Below are 16,393 nucleotides of genomic sequence, written 5' to 3'. Positions count from 1 at the left end.
AGGTCAGGAGTTGGGGCCAAAGGTCGCCAAGAAGAGACGGCATACGAGGTCATTGCAGTGCAGGTTGGAATCGATATGGGAACGGTGGCGGGCGGTGCGCCGGCTTCGCTCGATATCGAGGAGCTTCTGGCGACCCGCCTGCTGGTCCAGGGCAATTCCGGCTCGGGAAAATCTCATCTTCTCCGACGCCTGCTTGAGCAGTCGGCGCCCTGGGTTCAGCAGGTGGTGATCGATCCCGAAGGCGATTTCGTCACCCTCTCCGATAAGTTCGGCCACGTTGTGGTGGACGGTGAGCGCTCCGAAGCGGAGTTGACCGGCATCGCCAACCGCATTCGCAAGAACCGCGTGTCCTGCGTGCTGACGCTCGAAGGTCTCGACCTTGAAGACCAGATGCGGGCCGCGAGTGCCTTCCTGAACGGCCTGTTCGATGCGGATCGCGAGTTCTGGTATCCGGTTCTGGTCGTGGTGGACGAGGCGCAGATGTTCGCCCCCTCGGTGGCGGGCGAAGTATCCGAAGATGCGCGCAAGCTATCGCTCGGCGCCATGACGAACCTCATGTGTCGCGGCCGAAAGCGCGGGCTGGCCGGCGTCATCGCAACCCAGCGCCTCGCCAAGCTCGCCAAGAACGTCGCTGCCGAAGCCTCGAACTTCCTGATGGGTCGCACTTTCCTCGATATCGACATGGCCCGCGCTGCCGACCTGCTCGGCATGGATCGCCGTCAGGCGGAGATGTTCCGCGACCTGAAACGCGGCAGCTTCGTCGCGCTTGGCCCGGCACTGTCGCGCCGCCCGCTGCCGATCGCGATCGGAACGGTAGAGACTTCGGCGCGATCATCGAGCCCGAAACTCATGCCGTTGCCCGATGCGCCGCAGGACGTCGAGGATCTGATCTTCACGCCGGATCCGGAAGAGTTCACCCGCCCGCCGGTCGCCCGCCGCGCAACGCCTGCACCGCGTCCGACGACGGATATCTTGGCCGAGCTTTCCCGATCGGTTCCAGCTGCCACGGTCGCGCCGCAGGAGACGAGACAGTCCCAGCCGGAACTGTCCGCGGAAGAGCGGGCGGATCGGTTATCGGGAGTCCTCTGCGAAGTCCTGGATGATCCGCAGTCCGCTTATCGTACGGATTCAGTGCTTTATCAGGATTTCCTCGTGCGTGCCCGCATGCGCCGGCTTCCGGGGCCACCCATGTCGTTATCGGATTTCCGCCGTCGTGCCGCCATTGCCCGATCGGGCGTGGATGCGCAGCTGGCCGCCTCCGATGCTTGGGCAACCGCGCTTTCACTTTCTGCTGCCGTGTCGGATGATCTTCAAGGGGTCTTCCTGATGATGGCGAAAGCGGCGCTAAGCGGAGAACCCTGCCCATCGGATGCGCGAATCGCCCGCGCTTACGGAACCCACTCTGCCCGTCGTGCGCGCCGGCTTCTCGGTTATTTTGAAGAGCAGGGGCTGATCGTCGTCCACGCGGATTTCTCCGGCAAGCGCATCGTCGCCTTTCCTGATCTGCAGGCTGAGACTGCACCTGGCAATGCAGATGCGCCGGATGCCGGTGAGGCGCGGCTTGCGGCTGAATAAGCCAAGCATAAACTGGCCCAGCTTGGTTGACTTCATCACGGCTTACCCCTAAAGACCCCACCAACACTGGGTGGCGACGTCTGGTGTTTCACTGACATGTCCCGTGGTTTTCTCCGATCGCTTTCGTGAGAAACCTGTCAGAGCTTCTAAAACGAAGCTCAGAGGAGGGCGTGTTTCCTTGATCCAGTCTGGTAACAGACTGGTCCAAACCTTTGATAAGGAACCACGATGAGCAAGCGCGAATCGTCTAAGTACAAAATTGACCGCCGTATGGGCGAGAATATCTGGGGCCGTCCGAAGTCCCCGGTGAACCGCCGCGAATACGGCCCTGGCCAGCACGGCCAGCGCCGCAAGGGCAAGCTTTCCGACTTCGGTGTGCAGCTGCGCGCCAAGCAGAAGCTGAAGGGCTATTATGGCGACCTGCGTGAAAAGCAGTTCCGCGCCATCTATGACGAAGCCAACCGCCGCAAGGGCGACACTTCGGAGAACCTGATCGGCCTGCTGGAATCGCGTCTGGACACGATCGTATACCGCGCCAAGTTCGTACCGACGCCGTTTGCTGCGCGCCAGTTCGTCAACCATGGCCACGTCACGGTCAATGGCGTCAAGGTCAACATCGGTTCTTACCGTTGCAAGGCTGGTGACGTCGTGGAAGTTCGGCAGAAGTCGAAGCAGATGGTTGCCGTTCTCGAATCTGTTTCGCTCGCCGAGCGTGACGTTCCTGACTACATCGAAGTCGATCACAACAAGATGGTTGCGACCTTCGCCCGCGTTCCGACCCTGGCCGACGTGCCTTATGCCGTCATCATGGAACCGCAGCTGGTCGTCGAATTCTACTCGCGCTAATGGCTTGCCCTTCAGGGCGCCGTTCTGCAAATTTGAAAAGCCGCGTCCTCGACGCGGCTTTTCTTTTGTAGTGAATCAGCTGAGCCGGGGAAAGGCGCCCCGGCTGGAATGCCAAGGACGCCCGTTGGCCTATTTACCAGCGGATTTCTTCTGCGTGTCCGGTGCGACTGCTTCGGCCACCAGGGGGTCGGAGGGTTGCGTCGAGGGAGCAGGCGCGCCCGTCGGGACCTCGCCCATGCGGTTCCAGGCATCGAGCCCGGCGATCTTGTAGGCTTCCGCGAGCGTCGGATAATTGAAGGTGTTCTCGACGAAATACTCGACGGTTCCCTTCAGGTTGAGCACCGCCTGGCCGATATGGACAAGTTCGGTTGCACCTTCGCCGACGATATGGACGCCCAGCAGCCTGCGGGTCTTCAGCGAAAAGATCAGCTTCAGCAGACCGCTTTCCAGCCCCATGATGTGGCCGCGAGAGGTTTCGCGGAAACGCGCAATGCCGCATTCGTAAGGAATGCCGCGTTCCTTCATCTCTTCTTCCGTCAGGCCGCAAGTGGAAATTTCGGGCACGGCATAGATGCCGTAGGGGAAGTATTTCTGCGGCTCCATGCCGATCGCGCCGACGGCAACGCGGGCAGCGATTCGCCCTTGTTCCATGGACGTGGAGGCGAGGCTCGGGAAGCCGACGACGTCGCCAGCCGCAAAAATATGCGGGACCATTGTCTGAAAGGTTTCCGGATTGACCTTGAGGCGCCCGCGGCTATCCGCTTCCAGTCCGGCTGCGGCGAGATTGAGCGTATCGGTCGCGCCGATGCGGCCCGCAGCGAACAGAACCATATCCGTCACTATACGGCGACCCGTATCGACTTGTACGGACACCTTGCCATCCGGCAGCCGTTCGACCTTCTCGGCCTTCTGACCGAGCAGCAGCTTCATGTTGCGGTCGCGCAGCTGATAGGTGAAGTCCTCGACGATTTCCTTGTCGATGAACTCCAGCATATTGGGCTTGGGATCGATGACCGTCACCGCCGTATCGAGCGCGCTGAAGATCGTGGCATATTCGATGCCAATGACGCCGGCGCCGATGACCACCATGGAACGCGGCAGATCCTGAATTTCCAGAAGTTCGTCGCTGTCCACTACGGTCTTGCCGTCGAAGGGGATGTAGTCCGGTCGGAAGGGCCTTGTGCCGACGGCAAGCAATATGCTTTTGCCGATGACATGCAGAGTTTCGCCGTCGTCTTTAAGCACCTGCATCGTGTCCGGCGTGAGGAAGCTCGCTTTGCCACGAAGATGGTGCACGCGATTGCGGGAGAACTGGTGCTCCAGAACCTCGACCTCGTGATCTAGCGTGATCAGCAGGCGACGGCGCAGGTCTTCGGCGCTGATCTCTTCCTTGACGCGATAGGCCTTTCCGTAGAATCCGCGTTCCCGCCAGCCGGAGAGATTGAGCGCCGTTTCCCGCATCGTCTTGGACGGAATGGTGCCGGTATGCACCGAAACACCGCCAACCCGCCGGCCTTGCTCGATCACCACCACCTTCTTGCCGAGCTTGGCTGCCTGAATGGCGGCACGTCGGCCGGCTGGCCCGCTGCCGACGACGATGAGGTCGTATTCGTTCATGAGAATGCTCCGCTTGAAATCATGGCAGCTGAAGGTTCGCCGCTTTGTTTCGTTGTAGCAGGGTAATCTAAATGTTTGATTGCAACTCTCGCAACCATAATACGGGCATTGTGCCTAGAGTATAGGCATCTTTAGAAGATGCTCAAAAAACATCTTGACCACGCTACGGAAATATCTTCCACTGCACCAATCATGAATTGGTTCAGGCAATGGTGCAGGATCTCGACGCGGTGGCTTCTGACAACTCCAACTACGCCCTGGGCAAGCTGCGTGAGCTACTTCAGTCGGGAGAGGTTGGGGCAGACGGGCGACTGCCGACCGAGCGGGCGCTGGCTGAGATGATCAATGTGGGTCGTCGTGCTGTGCGTCGTGCTCTGGAAGTGCTGGAGGCGGAAGGCTTGGTCTGGCGGCGTCAAGGCTCGGGGACCTTTGTCGGCGAACGTCCAGACCGTTGGCACGATCAGGTCGGCGACCTCGTGGCCGGAACCGACTTCATGGAGATCATGGAGGTGCGCCTGCGCATAGAGCCGCAGCTGGCACAACTGGCCGCCCTGCGTGCAAAGCCCACCGATATTTCCCGTATGCGGGATCTTGCCAAGAAGATCATCGAGAGCGACGACGCCGACGCCAAGGAATTGTGGGACGGCGCGCTTCACCGGCAGATTGCCCAGAGTGCCGGTAACAGGCTGTTCCTGTCCATCTTCGACGTCGTTAATCGTGTGCGCCAGGACGAGGCATGGCAGGCGATCCGAGAGCGCGCTCGCATCTCCGCCAACACGGTCAGCGTCTCGTTCGCCCAGCATATTGGAATTATCGACGCTATCGAGGCGCGCGATCCGGCGCGGGCAGGAGAGGCCATGCGCCAGCACCTGCTGATGCTGCAGGAGCGACTGATCCGCGCGACCTCGCTGGAAGCCGCGGGGCAGACAGAGGTCTTCAGCGAAGCATCCTGATCAACATCGGAACCAGCCGTACGTCCGGCCAAGAACAAAAGCCCAAACAAGAGAAATCAGACCAGAGGAAAGACGATGAACAGGACGACCAGATTCACCACCACGCTGCTTACCGGCGCACTGCTAGCCTTCCCAGCGCTTTCGACTGAACTGCGGATTGGGCTCAATGACGATGCAGACGTTCTCGACCCCGCCCAGTCCCGCACCTTTGTCGGCCGCATCGTCTACACGGCCATGTGCGACAAGCTGGTCGATATCTCGCAGGACATGAAGATCGTCCCTCAGCTCGCGACCGAATGGGCGTGGTCCGAAGGCGGCAAGGTGCTGACCATGAAGCTGCGCCAAGGCGTCAAGTTCCAGGACGAGACGCCCTTCAATGCCGAAGCGGTGGTCTACACCATCCAGCGCAATCTGACGCTGCCGGAATCGCGCCGCAAAAGCGAGCTTTCCTCCGTCGAAAAGGTGGAAGCGACAAGCGAATACGAGGTGAAGTTCACCCTGAAGTCGCCGGACGTGACGCTGCTTGCCCAGCTATCCGACCGTGCCGGTGTGATCGTTTCGCCCAAGGCCGCCAAGGAACTCGGTGCCAACTTCGGCAGCCATCCGGTTTGCGCCGGCCCGTTCAAGTTCGTCGAACGCATCCAGCAGGACCGCATCGTGCTTGAGAAGTTCGCGGACTACTGGGACAAGGACAAGGTGCTGGTCGACAAGGTCACCTACCTGCCGATCCCGGATACAACCGTGAAGCTGGCGAACCTCCGCTCCGGCGATCTGGACATCGCCGAGCGTATCTCGGCCTCCGATGCGGAATCGGTGAAGAACGATCCGAAGCTCACCTATGCCGACATCATCGGCCCCGGTTACATGGCGATGTATGTCAACATCGCCAATGGTCCGCGCGCCGACAACCCGCTCGGCAAGGACAAGCGCCTGCGCGAAGCCTTTTCGCTGGCGATTGATCGCGAGGCGATCAGCCAGATCGTCTTCGAAGGGACGGCCATGGCCGGCAACCAGGCTTTCCCGCCGTCGAGCCCGTGGTTCGACAAGGATATTCCCGTCCCCGCCCGCGACGTGGAAAAGGCCAAGAAGCTGATGAAAGAAGCCGGCTACGAAACCCTTGATATCGAGCTGCAGCATGCCAACAACACGACGCAGACTCAGATGATGCAGGTCATTCAGTCCATGGTCGCAGAGGCGGGCTTCAACGTGACGCTGAAGTCCACCGAATTCGCGACGCTGCTCTCGGAGCAGACAGCCGGCAACTATCAGCTGAGCCGTTCCGACTGGTCGGGCCGCATCGATCCCGATGGCAATATCCACCAGTTCGTCACCTGCAAGGGCGGCATCAACGACGTGAAATACTGCAATCCCGAAGTGGACAAGCTTCTGAACGAAGCTCGTACCTCCACGGACGACGCGGTCCGCAAGCAGAAATATGATGCCGCCGCCGTCATCCTGAATGACGACATGCCGATTATCTATCTCGGTCACCAGCCTTATGCCTATGCCATCTCCAAGAAGGTATCCGGCTTTGCGCCGTCGCCGGACGGGATGATCCGGCTGCTCGGCGTATCCAAGAAGTAAGCCGTCCCTGTCTCGGGCCGCCCGGATGATCCGGGTGGTCTGGACGAGCCCACAACCTCATGAGGGCGATGTCATGCCTGTCTACATCGGAAAACGGCTGCTGGTCGCGATCCCGACCCTGCTGATCATCTCGATCTTCGTCTTCTCGCTGCAGAAGCTGCTGCCAGGCGATCCGATCCTGGCCATGGCCGGCGAGGAGCGCGACCCGGCGACGCTCGAATTCCTGCGGGCCAAATACCACCTCAACGATCCGATCATCCTCCAGTATTTCTCCTGGCTGGGAGGCATATTGACCGGCGATTTCGGCATTTCCCTGCGCACCAACCAGCCGGTTCTGGAGCTCATCGGCCAGAAGCTGCCGGTAACGATCCAGCTCGCCACCATGGCGATGTTCTTCGCCATGGTGATCGGCATCCCGATCGGCATCCTGGCGGCCGTCAAGAAGAATACCTGGATCGACTATGTCGCCAACATCGTGGCGCTGACCGGCCTGTCTATCCCCAATTTCTGGCTCGGCATCATGCTGATCCTCCTGGTCTCGGTGAAGCTTGGCTGGCTTCCGGCATCCGGCTATGAATCGATCTTCGTCGATCCGGTTCGCTCGCTGCAGACCATGGTCATGCCCGCCTTTGTACTCGGCAATGCGCTTGCGGCAACACTCATGCGGCACACGCGCTCGGCCATGGTAGGCGTCATGAGTGCTGATTATATTCGAACCGCGCGCGCCAAGGGCCTGTCTCCGCGCGAAATCATCCTCTCGCACAGCTTTCGCAATGCCCTCCTGCCGGTGGTCACCTTGCTTGCGCTTCTGTTTGGCGAGCTTCTGGCGGGCGCCGTCCTGACTGAGCAGATCTTCACCATTCCCGGCTTCGGCAAGATGACGGTCGATGCGGTCTTCAACCGCGACTACGCGGTGGTGCAGGGTATCGTGCTGTGCACCGCGGTCGGCTTCATCCTCATGAACCTGATCGCCGACGTCGCCTATGTCCTCCTCAACCCCCGTCTGAGGGCAACGATATGACCGCCGTCGATCAAACCCTGCCCATTCCGGCAAAGCGGGAGCAGAGCCGCGCCTGGCGCAAGATGAAGCGAAACCGGAGCGCTCTGGTCGGGCTCTGCATCGTCGCCTTCTTCGCGCTGCTCGCCATTGCCGCACCGCTCCTGCCCATTCCGGATCCGATCGCCACGAGCTGGTCGGCGATCCGCAAGGCGCCATCGGCGGCCCATTGGCTGGGCACCGACGACCTCGGCCGCGATATCCTCGCCCGGATGATTTGGGGCGCCCGAGCCTCGCTGATGGCGGGTGTCTTTTCCGTCGTCATCGCATTGGTCATCGGTGTGCCCTTCGGCCTCGTCGCCGGCTATTTCGGCGGCTGGGTGGACATGGTGATCTCGCGCGTCACGGAAGCACTGCTTGCCATGCCCTTCCTGATCATGGCGATTGCACTCGCCGCCTTCCTTGGCCCGAGCCTCACGAACGCCATGATCGCCATCGGCGTCTCGGCCACACCGCTCTTCATACGTCTGACCCGCGGACAGGTGCTTGCCGTCAAGACGGAGGACTATGTTGAGGGCGCGCGCGCTGTCGGCCTCAACCATTTCGAGATCATGCTGCGCTACATCCTGCCCAACATCGTGGCGCCCATCATCGTCCAGGCTACGCTCACCGTCGCCACCGCCATCATCGCCGAGGCGAGCCTTTCCTTCCTCGGGCTTGGGCAGCAGCCTCCGTCTCCGTCCTGGGGATCGATGCTGAACGTGGCCAAGAACTTCCTCAGCCAGGCGCCCTGGATGGCCATGTGGCCCGGCGCGGCGATCTTCCTGGTCGTCATCGGCTTCAACCTTCTCGGCGACGGCCTGCGCGACGCGCTCGATCCCCGCGAAGCATGATTTGCAAGGAACCTGTAAATGACTGAATTCACCACACGTCCCGAAATCCTTGGCACTTTTGGCGTCGTGACATCGACCCACTGGATTGCCTCGGCGGTCGGCATGTCGATCCTCGAAAAGGGCGGCAATGCTTTCGATGCGGCCGTGGCGACCGGCTTTGTGCTGCAGATCGTCGAGCCGCATCTCTGCGGCCCGGGCGGCGACATGCCGGCTGTCTTCTACTCCAAGAGCAAGGACAAGGTCGAGGTCATCTGCGCCCAGGGACCTGCACCGGCCGGCGCGACGATCGAGCATTATACGGCCGAGGGCCTGAAGCTGATCCCCGGCGACGGTCTTCTTGCAACCGTGATCCCCGGCGCCTTCGACGGGTGGATGCTGATGCTGCGCGACTACGGCACCATGAGCGTGCGCGAGGTACTGGAGCCTGCGATCTATTATGCCGAGCAGGGTCACCCGGTCCTGGCGCGCGTTTCCGCCACCATCAAGGGTCTCGGCAGTTTCTTCGAGAAGGAGTGGCCGACCTCCTACGAAACATGGCTGCCGGGCGGATCTGCCCCCGAACCGCTCGCCAATTTCAGGAATCCCGTTCTAGCCCAGACCTGGACGAGAATCATCTCGGAAGCGGAGGCAAAAACGGGCCGAGAAGATCAGATCGAAGCCGCCCGCGACGCCTTCTACCGCGGGTTTGTTGCGGAGGCGATCGACAGTTACGTTCAGACCGCGGAGGTCATGGACGCAAGCGGCATGAAGCACAAGGGCGTGCTGACGGCGCAGGACATGGCCGGCTGGAGCGCCACGGTCGAGGCGCCGCAGACCTACGACTATCATGACTGGACGGTCGCCAAGACACCGGCCTGGGGGCAGGGACCTGTCCTCCTGCAATCACTAGCGCTGCTGAAGGGCTTCGACCTCGCCGCCATGGACCCGACTGGGCCGGACTTCGTCCACACGGTGGTCGAGGCAATGAAACTCGCCTTCGCCGACCGCGAAGTCTATTACGGCGACCCGGAATTCGGCCAGATCCCGACAGAATATCTCCTCTCCGACGCCTATAACAACGAACGCCGCAAGCTGATCGGCAGCCAGGCTTCCCTCGAGTTGCGTCCCGGCAGTGTGCCCGGCTATGAGCGCCAGCTGGATGCGACCATGGCCATGCTGGCCGAGATGAGTGGAACCGGCACCGTCTACGAACCGACCATGTCGCATTTGACCGAGAAGCGTGGCGACACGGTGCATATCGACGTCATCGACCGCTGGGGCAACATGGTTTCGACCACGCCCTCCGGCGGCTGGCTGCAGTCTTCGCCGATCGTGCCGGGTCTCGGCTTTGCCTTGAACTCCCGCGCCCAGATGTTCTGGCTGAAGGACGGACTACCGACGTCGCTCGCACCCGGCAAGCGGCCGCGCACGACGCTGACCCCCTCGCTGGCGCTCCATCAGGGACGCCCAAGCATGGTCTTCGGCACGCCCGGCGGCGACCAGCAGGACCAGTGGCAGCTTCCGTTTTTCCTGCGCTATGTCCACCACGGCAAGAACCTCCAAGCCTCGATCGACATGCCGCTCTTCCACACCTCGCATTTCCCGGGTTCCTTCTATCCGCGCACCAGTTCGCCGGGCGAGATCATGGTGGAAAGCAATATCGGCACGGAGACGCTCGACGAGCTCCGCCGCCGCGGCCATAAGGTCACCGTCGCCGACGAATGGACGGTTGGCCGGCTGACCGCCGCGCGCCGCGATGCGGACGGATTGCTGCGGGCAGCAGCCACGCCGCGCCTCATGCAAGCTTATGCGATAGGGCGGTGATCATGGCCGGCACACCCATTCTTTCCGTCCGCGATCTCACCACCTCCTTTCTTGTCGATGGCGAATGGAAGAGTGTGGTGCGCAAGGCCTCTTTCGATGTCGGTGCCGGCGAGACGGTTGCGATCGTCGGCGAATCCGGTTCCGGAAAGAGCGTGACATCTCTGTCCATCATGCGGCTGCTGGACACCGCGTCGAGCCGGATCGAGGGGCATGTCATGCTATCGGGTAGGGATCTCCTATCGCTCTCCGAAAAGGAGATGCGTGGTGTGCGGGGTAACGAGGTCTCGATGATCTTCCAGGAGCCGATGACCTCGCTCAACCCGATCTTCACGATCGGCCGACAGATCTCGGAAGTTCTTACCCGGCACAAGGGACTGTCGAAGCAGGATGCGCGGGCAGAGACGGTCCGGCTTTTGGAAAAGGTACGCATCCCGAATGCCTCGGCGCGGTTCGATGACTATCCTCACCAATTCTCCGGCGGCATGCGCCAGCGGGTGATGATTGCCATGGCGCTGGCCTCCCGGCCCAAACTGCTGATCGCCGACGAACCGACGACGGCGCTCGATGTCACCATTCAGGGACAGATCCTCGACCTCATCAAGATCCTGCAGGAGGAGGAGGGCATGTCCGTCCTCTTCATCACCCATGATATGGGGGTGGTCGCCGAAATTGCCGACCGCACGATCGTCATGTATCGCGGCGAGCAGGTGGAGACGGGACTGACGGCAGAGATCTTCCACCACGGACAGCACCCCTATACGAGGGCGCTCCTGTCGGCCGTGCCGAAACTGGGTTCCATGGAAAACCGACCATGGCCAACGCGTTTCCCGGTGGTCGACATGAAAACTGGCCTGGCGACGGAACCGGTCGAAGTTGCCGGGACGGTGTCCAAGGGCATGACGCCGATCCTTGCCGTCAAGAACCTCGTCACGCGCTTCCCGATTCGCTCCGGCCTGCTGTCGCGCCAGACCGGCTCGGTCCATGCCGTCGAGAACGTCTCCTTCGACCTCTTCCAGGGCGAGACGCTGTCACTGGTGGGCGAGTCGGGCTGCGGTAAGTCCACCACCGGCCGTTCCATCATGCGTCTCGTGGAGCCGACCGGAGGTCAGATCGAGCTCGACGGCTATGACGTGCTGCGGCTGGACCCGGTAGGCCTGAGAGGCATGCGCAAATCCGTCCAGATGATTTTCCAGGACCCGTTTTCATCGCTGAACCCACGTATGACGGTCGGCGCCGCCATCGCAGAACCCTTCGTCAAGCACAAGCTCGGAACGGCTAGGCAGGCAAAAGACAAGACTGCGGATCTGCTGGAAAAGGTCGGCCTTTCGACCGATATGGCCAGACGCTATCCGCACGAGTTTTCGGGTGGCCAGCGCCAGCGCATCGCGATTGCCCGGGCGCTGTCTCTCGACCCCAAGCTGATCGTCGCCGACGAAAGCGTGTCGGCGCTGGACGTCTCGATCAAGGCGCAGGTCTGCAACCTTCTTCTCGACCTGCAGCAGAGCCTGAACCTGGCTTTCCTGTTCATCTCCCACGATATGGCTGTGGTGGAGCGCGTCAGCCACCGCGTCGCGGTCATGTATCTAGGCGAAATCGTGGAGATCGGCCCGCGCGTCGCGGTCTTCGACAATCCGCAGCATGCCTATACGAAGAAGCTCATGGCGGCCGTGCCAGTGCCGGATCCTGCCCGGCGCGGCATCCGACGGGGGATCTCAAATGACGAACTGAAAAGCGCGGTTCGCGGCATGGATTACCAGCCGCCTAAGCGGGAGTATCGCGAGGTCTCGGCAGGGCATCTGGTACAGGTGGGGTGACGATCTGGTGCCAAGCTTCTGACGCCGGTCAAATCATCCTCAGCCCCTTCAGGCTGACATGCCCATCCTTGCCGATGATGATGTGGTCGTGGACGGTGATGCCGAGGGGCTTTGCCGTATCGACGATGGTCTTCGTCATGTCGATGTCGGCTCGCGACGGTGTCGGGTCGCCGCTCGGATGGTTGTGGACGAGAATGATGGCGGTGGCGGAAAGCTCCAGTGCCCGCCGCACCACTTCCCGCGGATAGACCGGCGTGTGATCGACCGTTCCATGGCCCTGAACTTCGTCGGCGATCAGGACATTGCGCTTGTCGAGGAACAGGATCCGAAATTGCTCGCGCGACTCGTAGGCCATGGCGGCGTGGCAATAGTCAATCACCGAGGACCACGAAGAGAGCACCTGCTTTTCACGCAATTCGCTTTTCAGCATCCGCTGTCCAACCGTCGCAACCAGCTTCAAGTCTAGCGCGACCGCTTCGCCAACGCCCTTCATTTCCTGTAGCAGACCGAGCGGCGCGCCGATCACCCCAGCTAGGTTTCCGAACCTGCCAATCAGAGCCTTGGCCAGCGGCTTCGTGTCCCGTCGTGGGATGGAGCGGAAGAGAAGCAGTTCGAGAATTTCGTAGTCGGCAAGCGAGGTGTCACCATGGTCTCGATATTTTTCGCGCAGCCTCTCCCGATGTCCATGAAAATGCTCGGGCGGCGTCTCGTCTAACGGGCGAACCGTTTTTCGGGCGTTTTTCGGCTTGGCGAGCTGTTCGGCAAAAAAGCCGCGCTCGTCCTCCAGAAGGGAGGTCTGCTCGCTTTCAGTCCTTGGCACCGGCGGGGCAGGACGCTTGGTCATGTTACCTCGGAAGCGGCGCGAGACCGGGACGGTCGAGCCCGGCTGGGGAAAGCGTGAAGATCTCGCATCCCGTCGCCGTCACCCCCACCGCGTGCTCGTATTGGGCAGACAGTGATCGATCGCGGGTGACGGCTGTCCAGCCGTCGGACAGCACTTTCACATGCGGCTTGCCGAGATTGATCATCGGCTCGATCGTGAAGATCATGCCCTCCTTCATTTCGGGGCCCTCGTCGGCGCGGCCGTAATGCAGGATGTTCGGCGAATCGTGGAACAGGCGGCCGACGCCATGGCCGCAGAAATCGCGCACGACGGAGCATCGTTCGGCTTCGGCGTAGGTCTGGATTGCTTCGCCGATGGCGCCGGTGCGTACACCCGGCCGTACCACTGCAATGCCACGCATCAGGCATTCATAGGTGACTTCCAGCAGACGTTCCGCCGCCCGCTTGATCTGGCCGACCGGGTACATGCGGCTGGAATCCCCGTGCCAGCCATCGAGGATATAGGTGACGTCGATGTTGACGATGTCGCCCTCGCGCAGCGGCTTGTCGTCCGGCATGCCGTGACAGACCACATGGTTGATGGATGTGCAGACGGAGTATTTGTAGCCCCGGTAGTGCAGGGTGGCGGGAAGTGCGCCATGGTCCATGCCGAATTCGAACACGAAGCGGTCGATGGCGCTGGTGGTGATACCCGGCTTGACGATTGCCGCCAACTCATCCAGGCAGCGCGCTGTCAGCAGGCAGGCCTTGCGCATGCCTGCAAAGTCGTCCGCAGTATCGTAAAGCCGGATCGCGCCCGTGTTCTTCAGGGGGGCGGAAACCGCCTCGATATAATTCACCATGACTATTCTCTCGCAACTCCCCGTTCATAAAGCAGCAAGACGGGGTTCGTCTATCTCTACCAGACCGGACGGGGCGATTTCCTGCGGCGTTACCCGGCAGCAGATTGCATAGGCTTCCACGCCTCGGCGCCTGGCGCGTCCGAAGGCGGCTGCATAGGCGGGATCGAGGTCGCCGCATATTCTGAAGCGCTCGCAGTCGTGCCGCTGGATGAGGTAGAGCATGACCGCACGGTGACCAAGCTCGGCCATATCGCCCAGTTCTTCCAAATGCTTGGCGCCTCGCTTGGTCACGGTGTCAGGAAACTCCGCCAAACCAGCGCTGCGGCTGAAATGGACGTTCTTCACCTCCACATAGGCGTCAGGCAAACCACCCTGCCTCAGCAGCAGATCGATGCGTGAATTGCGTCCATAGCGCTGTTCGCGCAGGAGCGTGCGGTACTCGGCGAGCGCCGGGATGACGCCCTTGACGATCGCCTCTTCGGCGAGGCGGTTGGGCAGGCCGGTATTGACGCCGATCATTTCGCCATCGACCTCGACCATTTCGAACATGTGGCGGTATTTGCGGGTCGGGCTGTCATGCAGCGAGACCCAGATGCGGGAACCGGGGGAGGTCAGCCCGAGCATGGAACCGGTATTGGGGCAGAAGCCGGTAAAGGCCGTTCCGTCTTCCAGAACCGCATCGAACAGGAAGCGCTTGTAGCGCTGCAGAAGGCGCGCCGGCACCAGCGGAGGGTCGAACTGCATCCTACAAGGTCTCAGGCACGGACGAGCACATAGGTTCCGGGTGCGTCGCCGAGCGGGGTGAGAGCCGAGCCGCCGGGCTTTCGCGCCGCAACGCGTTCGTTTGACTTGTCCTCGATCCATTTCTGCCAATGCGGCCACCATGATCCCTTGGTCTCCTGCGCGGCGGCCATCCAGTCTTCGAACGTGCCTTCCGGTTTACCGCCGGTCCAGAACTGGTATTTCTTCCGCTCGGGGGGATTGATCACCCCGGCAATATGGCCCGAGGCGGAAAGCACAAATTCCACCGGACCGCCGAACAGCGCCGAGCCAAGGAAAACGGATTTTGCCGGCGCGATGTGGTCCTCACGGGTCGCGAGATTAAAGACCGGCAGCGTGATGTCCTCAAGCGAGACGACCGTGCCGGCAAGCGTCATCTCGCCCTTGCTCAGCCGGTTGTTGAGGTAGCAGTTGCGCAGGTAGTAGGCATGGTTTGCCGCCGTCAGCCGTGTGGCGTCGGAGTTCCAGTAGAGGAGGTCGAAGGGCGGCGGTTCGCGACCCTTGAGATAGTTGTTCACCACATAGGGCCAGATGAGCTCGGACGCCCGCAGCATATTGAAGACGCTGACCATCTTGGCTGCGGCAAGATAGCCTGTCGTCTCCATGTGTTTTTCCAGCGTTGCAATCTGGTCCTCGTCCACGAAGATCTTGAGATCGCCGGCATGGGTGAAGTCCACCTGCGCGGTCAGGAAGGTGGCGGATGCGACGCGCCGATTCTTCTTCTTCTGGGCATGGTAGGCGAGTGTTGCAGCAAGCAGCGTGCCGCCGACGCAATAGCCGATCGCATTGACCTCGGGCTCGGATGTTACCGCCTCGATGGTGTCGAGTGCAAAATCGATCCCCTCGGACATGTAGGATTCCCAGCCCATCGCAGCGTGGCTCGAATCGGGGTTCACCCAGGAGATGACGAAGACCGTATGGCCCTGATCGACGCACCACTTGATGAAGCTTTTTTCCGGCGTCAGGTCCAGAATATAGAACTTGTTGATCCAGGGTGGCACGATGAGGAGAGGGCGCTTTAGCACCGTCTCGGTGGTCGGCTCGTATTGGAGGATTTCGCACAGCTCGTTGCGCGCCACGACCTTGCCGGGCGTCAAAGCCATATTGTGCCCGATGGCAAAGCGCGTGGCATCCGTGTGCCGCAGCCTCAACTGACCGCCACCGGCGGCTATGTCCTCGGCCAGCATCCTCATGCCGGCAACGAGATTGGCGCCGCTTGTGGCGACCGTCTGCCGGTAGACCTCGGGGTTGGTGAACGCGAAGTTGGAGGGCGAGAGCGCCGCCGTGACCTGCTTGAGATAGAAGAGAGCCTTCTCACGCGTGCTGTCGTCCAGCCCTTCCGCCTCGGTCACCAGTTTTTCCGCCCATGCGGTCGTGACAAGGTAGGTCTGCTTCAAAAATGCGAAGAAGGGGTTGCTGGTCCAGTCCTCGTCGGTGAAGCGCCTGTCCTTTCGGGGCGGCTCCGGTTCCGGCTCGACCGGCTTGCCGGCGAACTGGTTGAGCGACCGCGTCCATATGCCGATATAGCTGGAGAGCAGCAGGGTCTGTGCCTCGAGCGTACGTTGCGGCTCGGAGATCCAGTATTCGGCGACCTTCGAAAGAGTGCGGACCGCATCGACGAACGGGTCTGCGAGAGAATCGCCGGACTTGCCGCTTTCCCGTGGTTCAAGCCAGGCAGAAGCGGCTTGGCCGAGATTTTCCATGGCCTTGGCAAGGTTTGTGGCCAGCGCCTGCGGGTCCTTGACCAGGTAGGCCTCGACCGACTTGGGGTCGAAGCCCGGAAAATCTGCTCCGGCTGCCCCCTTCTCTTCGGTCTTGTCCGCCACGTGCGGTCTCTCCACTGGTT

Annotated in this window: 13 protein-coding genes; 8 read left to right on the top strand and 5 right to left on the bottom strand. The window is 61.4% G+C overall.

Annotated features, from left to right (window positions below):
- The first annotated feature begins 57 nt into the window (after nt 1-57).
- Both EPK99_RS18345 and rpsD read left to right on the top strand, forming a co-directional pair.
- Complete coding sequence (locus EPK99_RS18345) at nt 58-1,575, top strand: helicase HerA domain-containing protein (RefSeq protein WP_128444539.1); 1,518 nt, start codon at nt 58-60, stop codon at nt 1,573-1,575.
- 228 nt (nt 1,576-1,803) lie between these two features.
- Complete coding sequence (rpsD, locus tag EPK99_RS18340; RefSeq protein WP_128444538.1) at nt 1,804-2,421, top strand: 30S ribosomal protein S4; 618 nt, start codon at nt 1,804-1,806, stop codon at nt 2,419-2,421.
- Between the two features lie 129 nt (nt 2,422-2,550).
- On the opposite strand, the gene sthA is transcribed toward rpsD, so the two are convergent.
- Nucleotides 2,551-4,038 carry a Si-specific NAD(P)(+) transhydrogenase gene (gene sthA / locus EPK99_RS18335; protein WP_128444537.1) on the bottom strand — a complete coding sequence of 496 codons (1,488 nt, stop codon included), beginning with the start codon at nt 4,036-4,038 and terminating at the stop codon, nt 2,551-2,553.
- Nucleotides 4,039-4,247: 209 nt separating this feature from the next.
- Between sthA and EPK99_RS18330 the strand changes: the two genes are divergently transcribed.
- From EPK99_RS18330 to EPK99_RS18305, 6 genes are all read left to right on the top strand, one after another.
- Nucleotides 4,248-4,991: a FadR/GntR family transcriptional regulator gene (locus EPK99_RS18330; protein WP_128444536.1), complete on the top strand. Its 744-nt coding sequence runs from the start codon at nt 4,248-4,250 to the stop codon at nt 4,989-4,991.
- A gap of 75 nt (nt 4,992-5,066) precedes the next feature.
- The gene (locus EPK99_RS18325) at nt 5,067-6,575 is read left to right on the top strand and encodes an ABC transporter substrate-binding protein (RefSeq protein WP_128444535.1); all 1,509 of its coding nucleotides are present in this window, start codon (nt 5,067-5,069) and stop codon (nt 6,573-6,575) included.
- Between the two features lie 73 nt (nt 6,576-6,648).
- Nucleotides 6,649-7,596, top strand: coding sequence for an ABC transporter permease (locus EPK99_RS18320; protein ID WP_128444534.1), 948 nt, complete (start codon nt 6,649-6,651; stop codon nt 7,594-7,596).
- Nucleotides 7,593-8,465, top strand: a complete 873-nt coding sequence (locus EPK99_RS18315) for an ABC transporter permease (protein ID WP_128444533.1) — start codon at nt 7,593-7,595, stop codon at nt 8,463-8,465. Before EPK99_RS18320 ends, EPK99_RS18315 begins: the two co-directional genes overlap by 4 nt.
- A gap of 18 nt (nt 8,466-8,483) precedes the next feature.
- Nucleotides 8,484-10,268 (top strand): gamma-glutamyltransferase family protein, encoded by a 1,785-nt coding sequence (locus tag EPK99_RS18310; protein ID WP_128444532.1) that lies wholly within the window; start codon nt 8,484-8,486, stop codon nt 10,266-10,268.
- A 2-nt stretch (nt 10,269-10,270) separates the two neighbouring features.
- Nucleotides 10,271-12,082 carry an ABC transporter ATP-binding protein gene (locus tag EPK99_RS18305; RefSeq protein ID WP_128444531.1) on the top strand — a complete coding sequence of 604 codons (1,812 nt, stop codon included), beginning with the start codon at nt 10,271-10,273 and terminating at the stop codon, nt 12,080-12,082.
- Nucleotides 12,083-12,110: 28 nt separating this feature from the next.
- On the opposite strand, the gene radC is transcribed toward EPK99_RS18305, so the two are convergent.
- Genes radC through EPK99_RS18285 form a run of 4 tightly spaced genes read right to left on the bottom strand, consistent with a single transcriptional unit; the run spans nt 12,111 to nt 16,373 of the window.
- Nucleotides 12,111-12,926, bottom strand: a complete 816-nt coding sequence (gene radC / locus EPK99_RS18300; RefSeq protein ID WP_128444530.1) for a RadC family protein — start codon at nt 12,924-12,926, stop codon at nt 12,111-12,113.
- Nucleotide 12,927: 1 nt separating this feature from the next.
- A complete protein-coding gene (map, locus tag EPK99_RS18295) occupies nt 12,928-13,767 on the bottom strand; it encodes a type I methionyl aminopeptidase (protein ID WP_128444529.1) in 840 nt (279 codons plus the stop codon).
- Between the two features lie 24 nt (nt 13,768-13,791).
- Nucleotides 13,792-14,511, bottom strand: a complete 720-nt coding sequence (gene sfsA / locus EPK99_RS18290; RefSeq protein WP_128444528.1) for a DNA/RNA nuclease SfsA — start codon at nt 14,509-14,511, stop codon at nt 13,792-13,794.
- Between the two features lie 11 nt (nt 14,512-14,522).
- Nucleotides 14,523-16,373, bottom strand: coding sequence for a PHA/PHB synthase family protein (locus tag EPK99_RS18285; RefSeq protein WP_245582482.1), 1,851 nt, complete (start codon nt 16,371-16,373; stop codon nt 14,523-14,525).
- Between the last annotated feature and the right edge of the window lie 20 nt (nt 16,374-16,393).

Origin of the sequence: Neorhizobium lilium, assembly GCF_004053875.1 — a bacterium.
GTDB classification, from domain to species: Bacteria; Pseudomonadota; Alphaproteobacteria; order Rhizobiales; family Rhizobiaceae; genus Neorhizobium; species Neorhizobium lilii.
The sequence above is the reverse complement of the archived record's forward strand: the minus strand, read 5'-3'. Positions and strand labels throughout refer to the sequence as shown.

Coding starts and splice junctions, on each gene's coding strand:
- EPK99_RS18310 (WP_128444532.1), top strand. CDS start 8,484: ATGACTGAATTCACCACACGTCCCGAAATCCTTGGCACTTTTGGCGTC.
- EPK99_RS18305 (WP_128444531.1), top strand. CDS start 10,271: ATGGCCGGCACACCCATTCTTTCCGTCCGCGATCTCACCACCTCCTTT.
- EPK99_RS18325 (WP_128444535.1), top strand. CDS start 5,067: ATGAACAGGACGACCAGATTCACCACCACGCTGCTTACCGGCGCACTG.
- map (WP_128444529.1), bottom strand. CDS start 13,767: ATGGTGAATTATATCGAGGCGGTTTCCGCCCCCCTGAAGAACACGGGC.
- sfsA (WP_128444528.1), bottom strand. CDS start 14,511: ATGCAGTTCGACCCTCCGCTGGTGCCGGCGCGCCTTCTGCAGCGCTAC.
- EPK99_RS18330 (WP_128444536.1), top strand. CDS start 4,248: ATGGTGCAGGATCTCGACGCGGTGGCTTCTGACAACTCCAACTACGCC.
- radC (WP_128444530.1), bottom strand. CDS start 12,926: ATGACCAAGCGTCCTGCCCCGCCGGTGCCAAGGACTGAAAGCGAGCAG.
- sthA (WP_128444537.1), bottom strand. CDS start 4,038: ATGAACGAATACGACCTCATCGTCGTCGGCAGCGGGCCAGCCGGCCGA.
- EPK99_RS18315 (WP_128444533.1), top strand. CDS start 7,593: ATGACCGCCGTCGATCAAACCCTGCCCATTCCGGCAAAGCGGGAGCAG.
- rpsD (WP_128444538.1), top strand. CDS start 1,804: ATGAGCAAGCGCGAATCGTCTAAGTACAAAATTGACCGCCGTATGGGC.
- EPK99_RS18320 (WP_128444534.1), top strand. CDS start 6,649: ATGCCTGTCTACATCGGAAAACGGCTGCTGGTCGCGATCCCGACCCTG.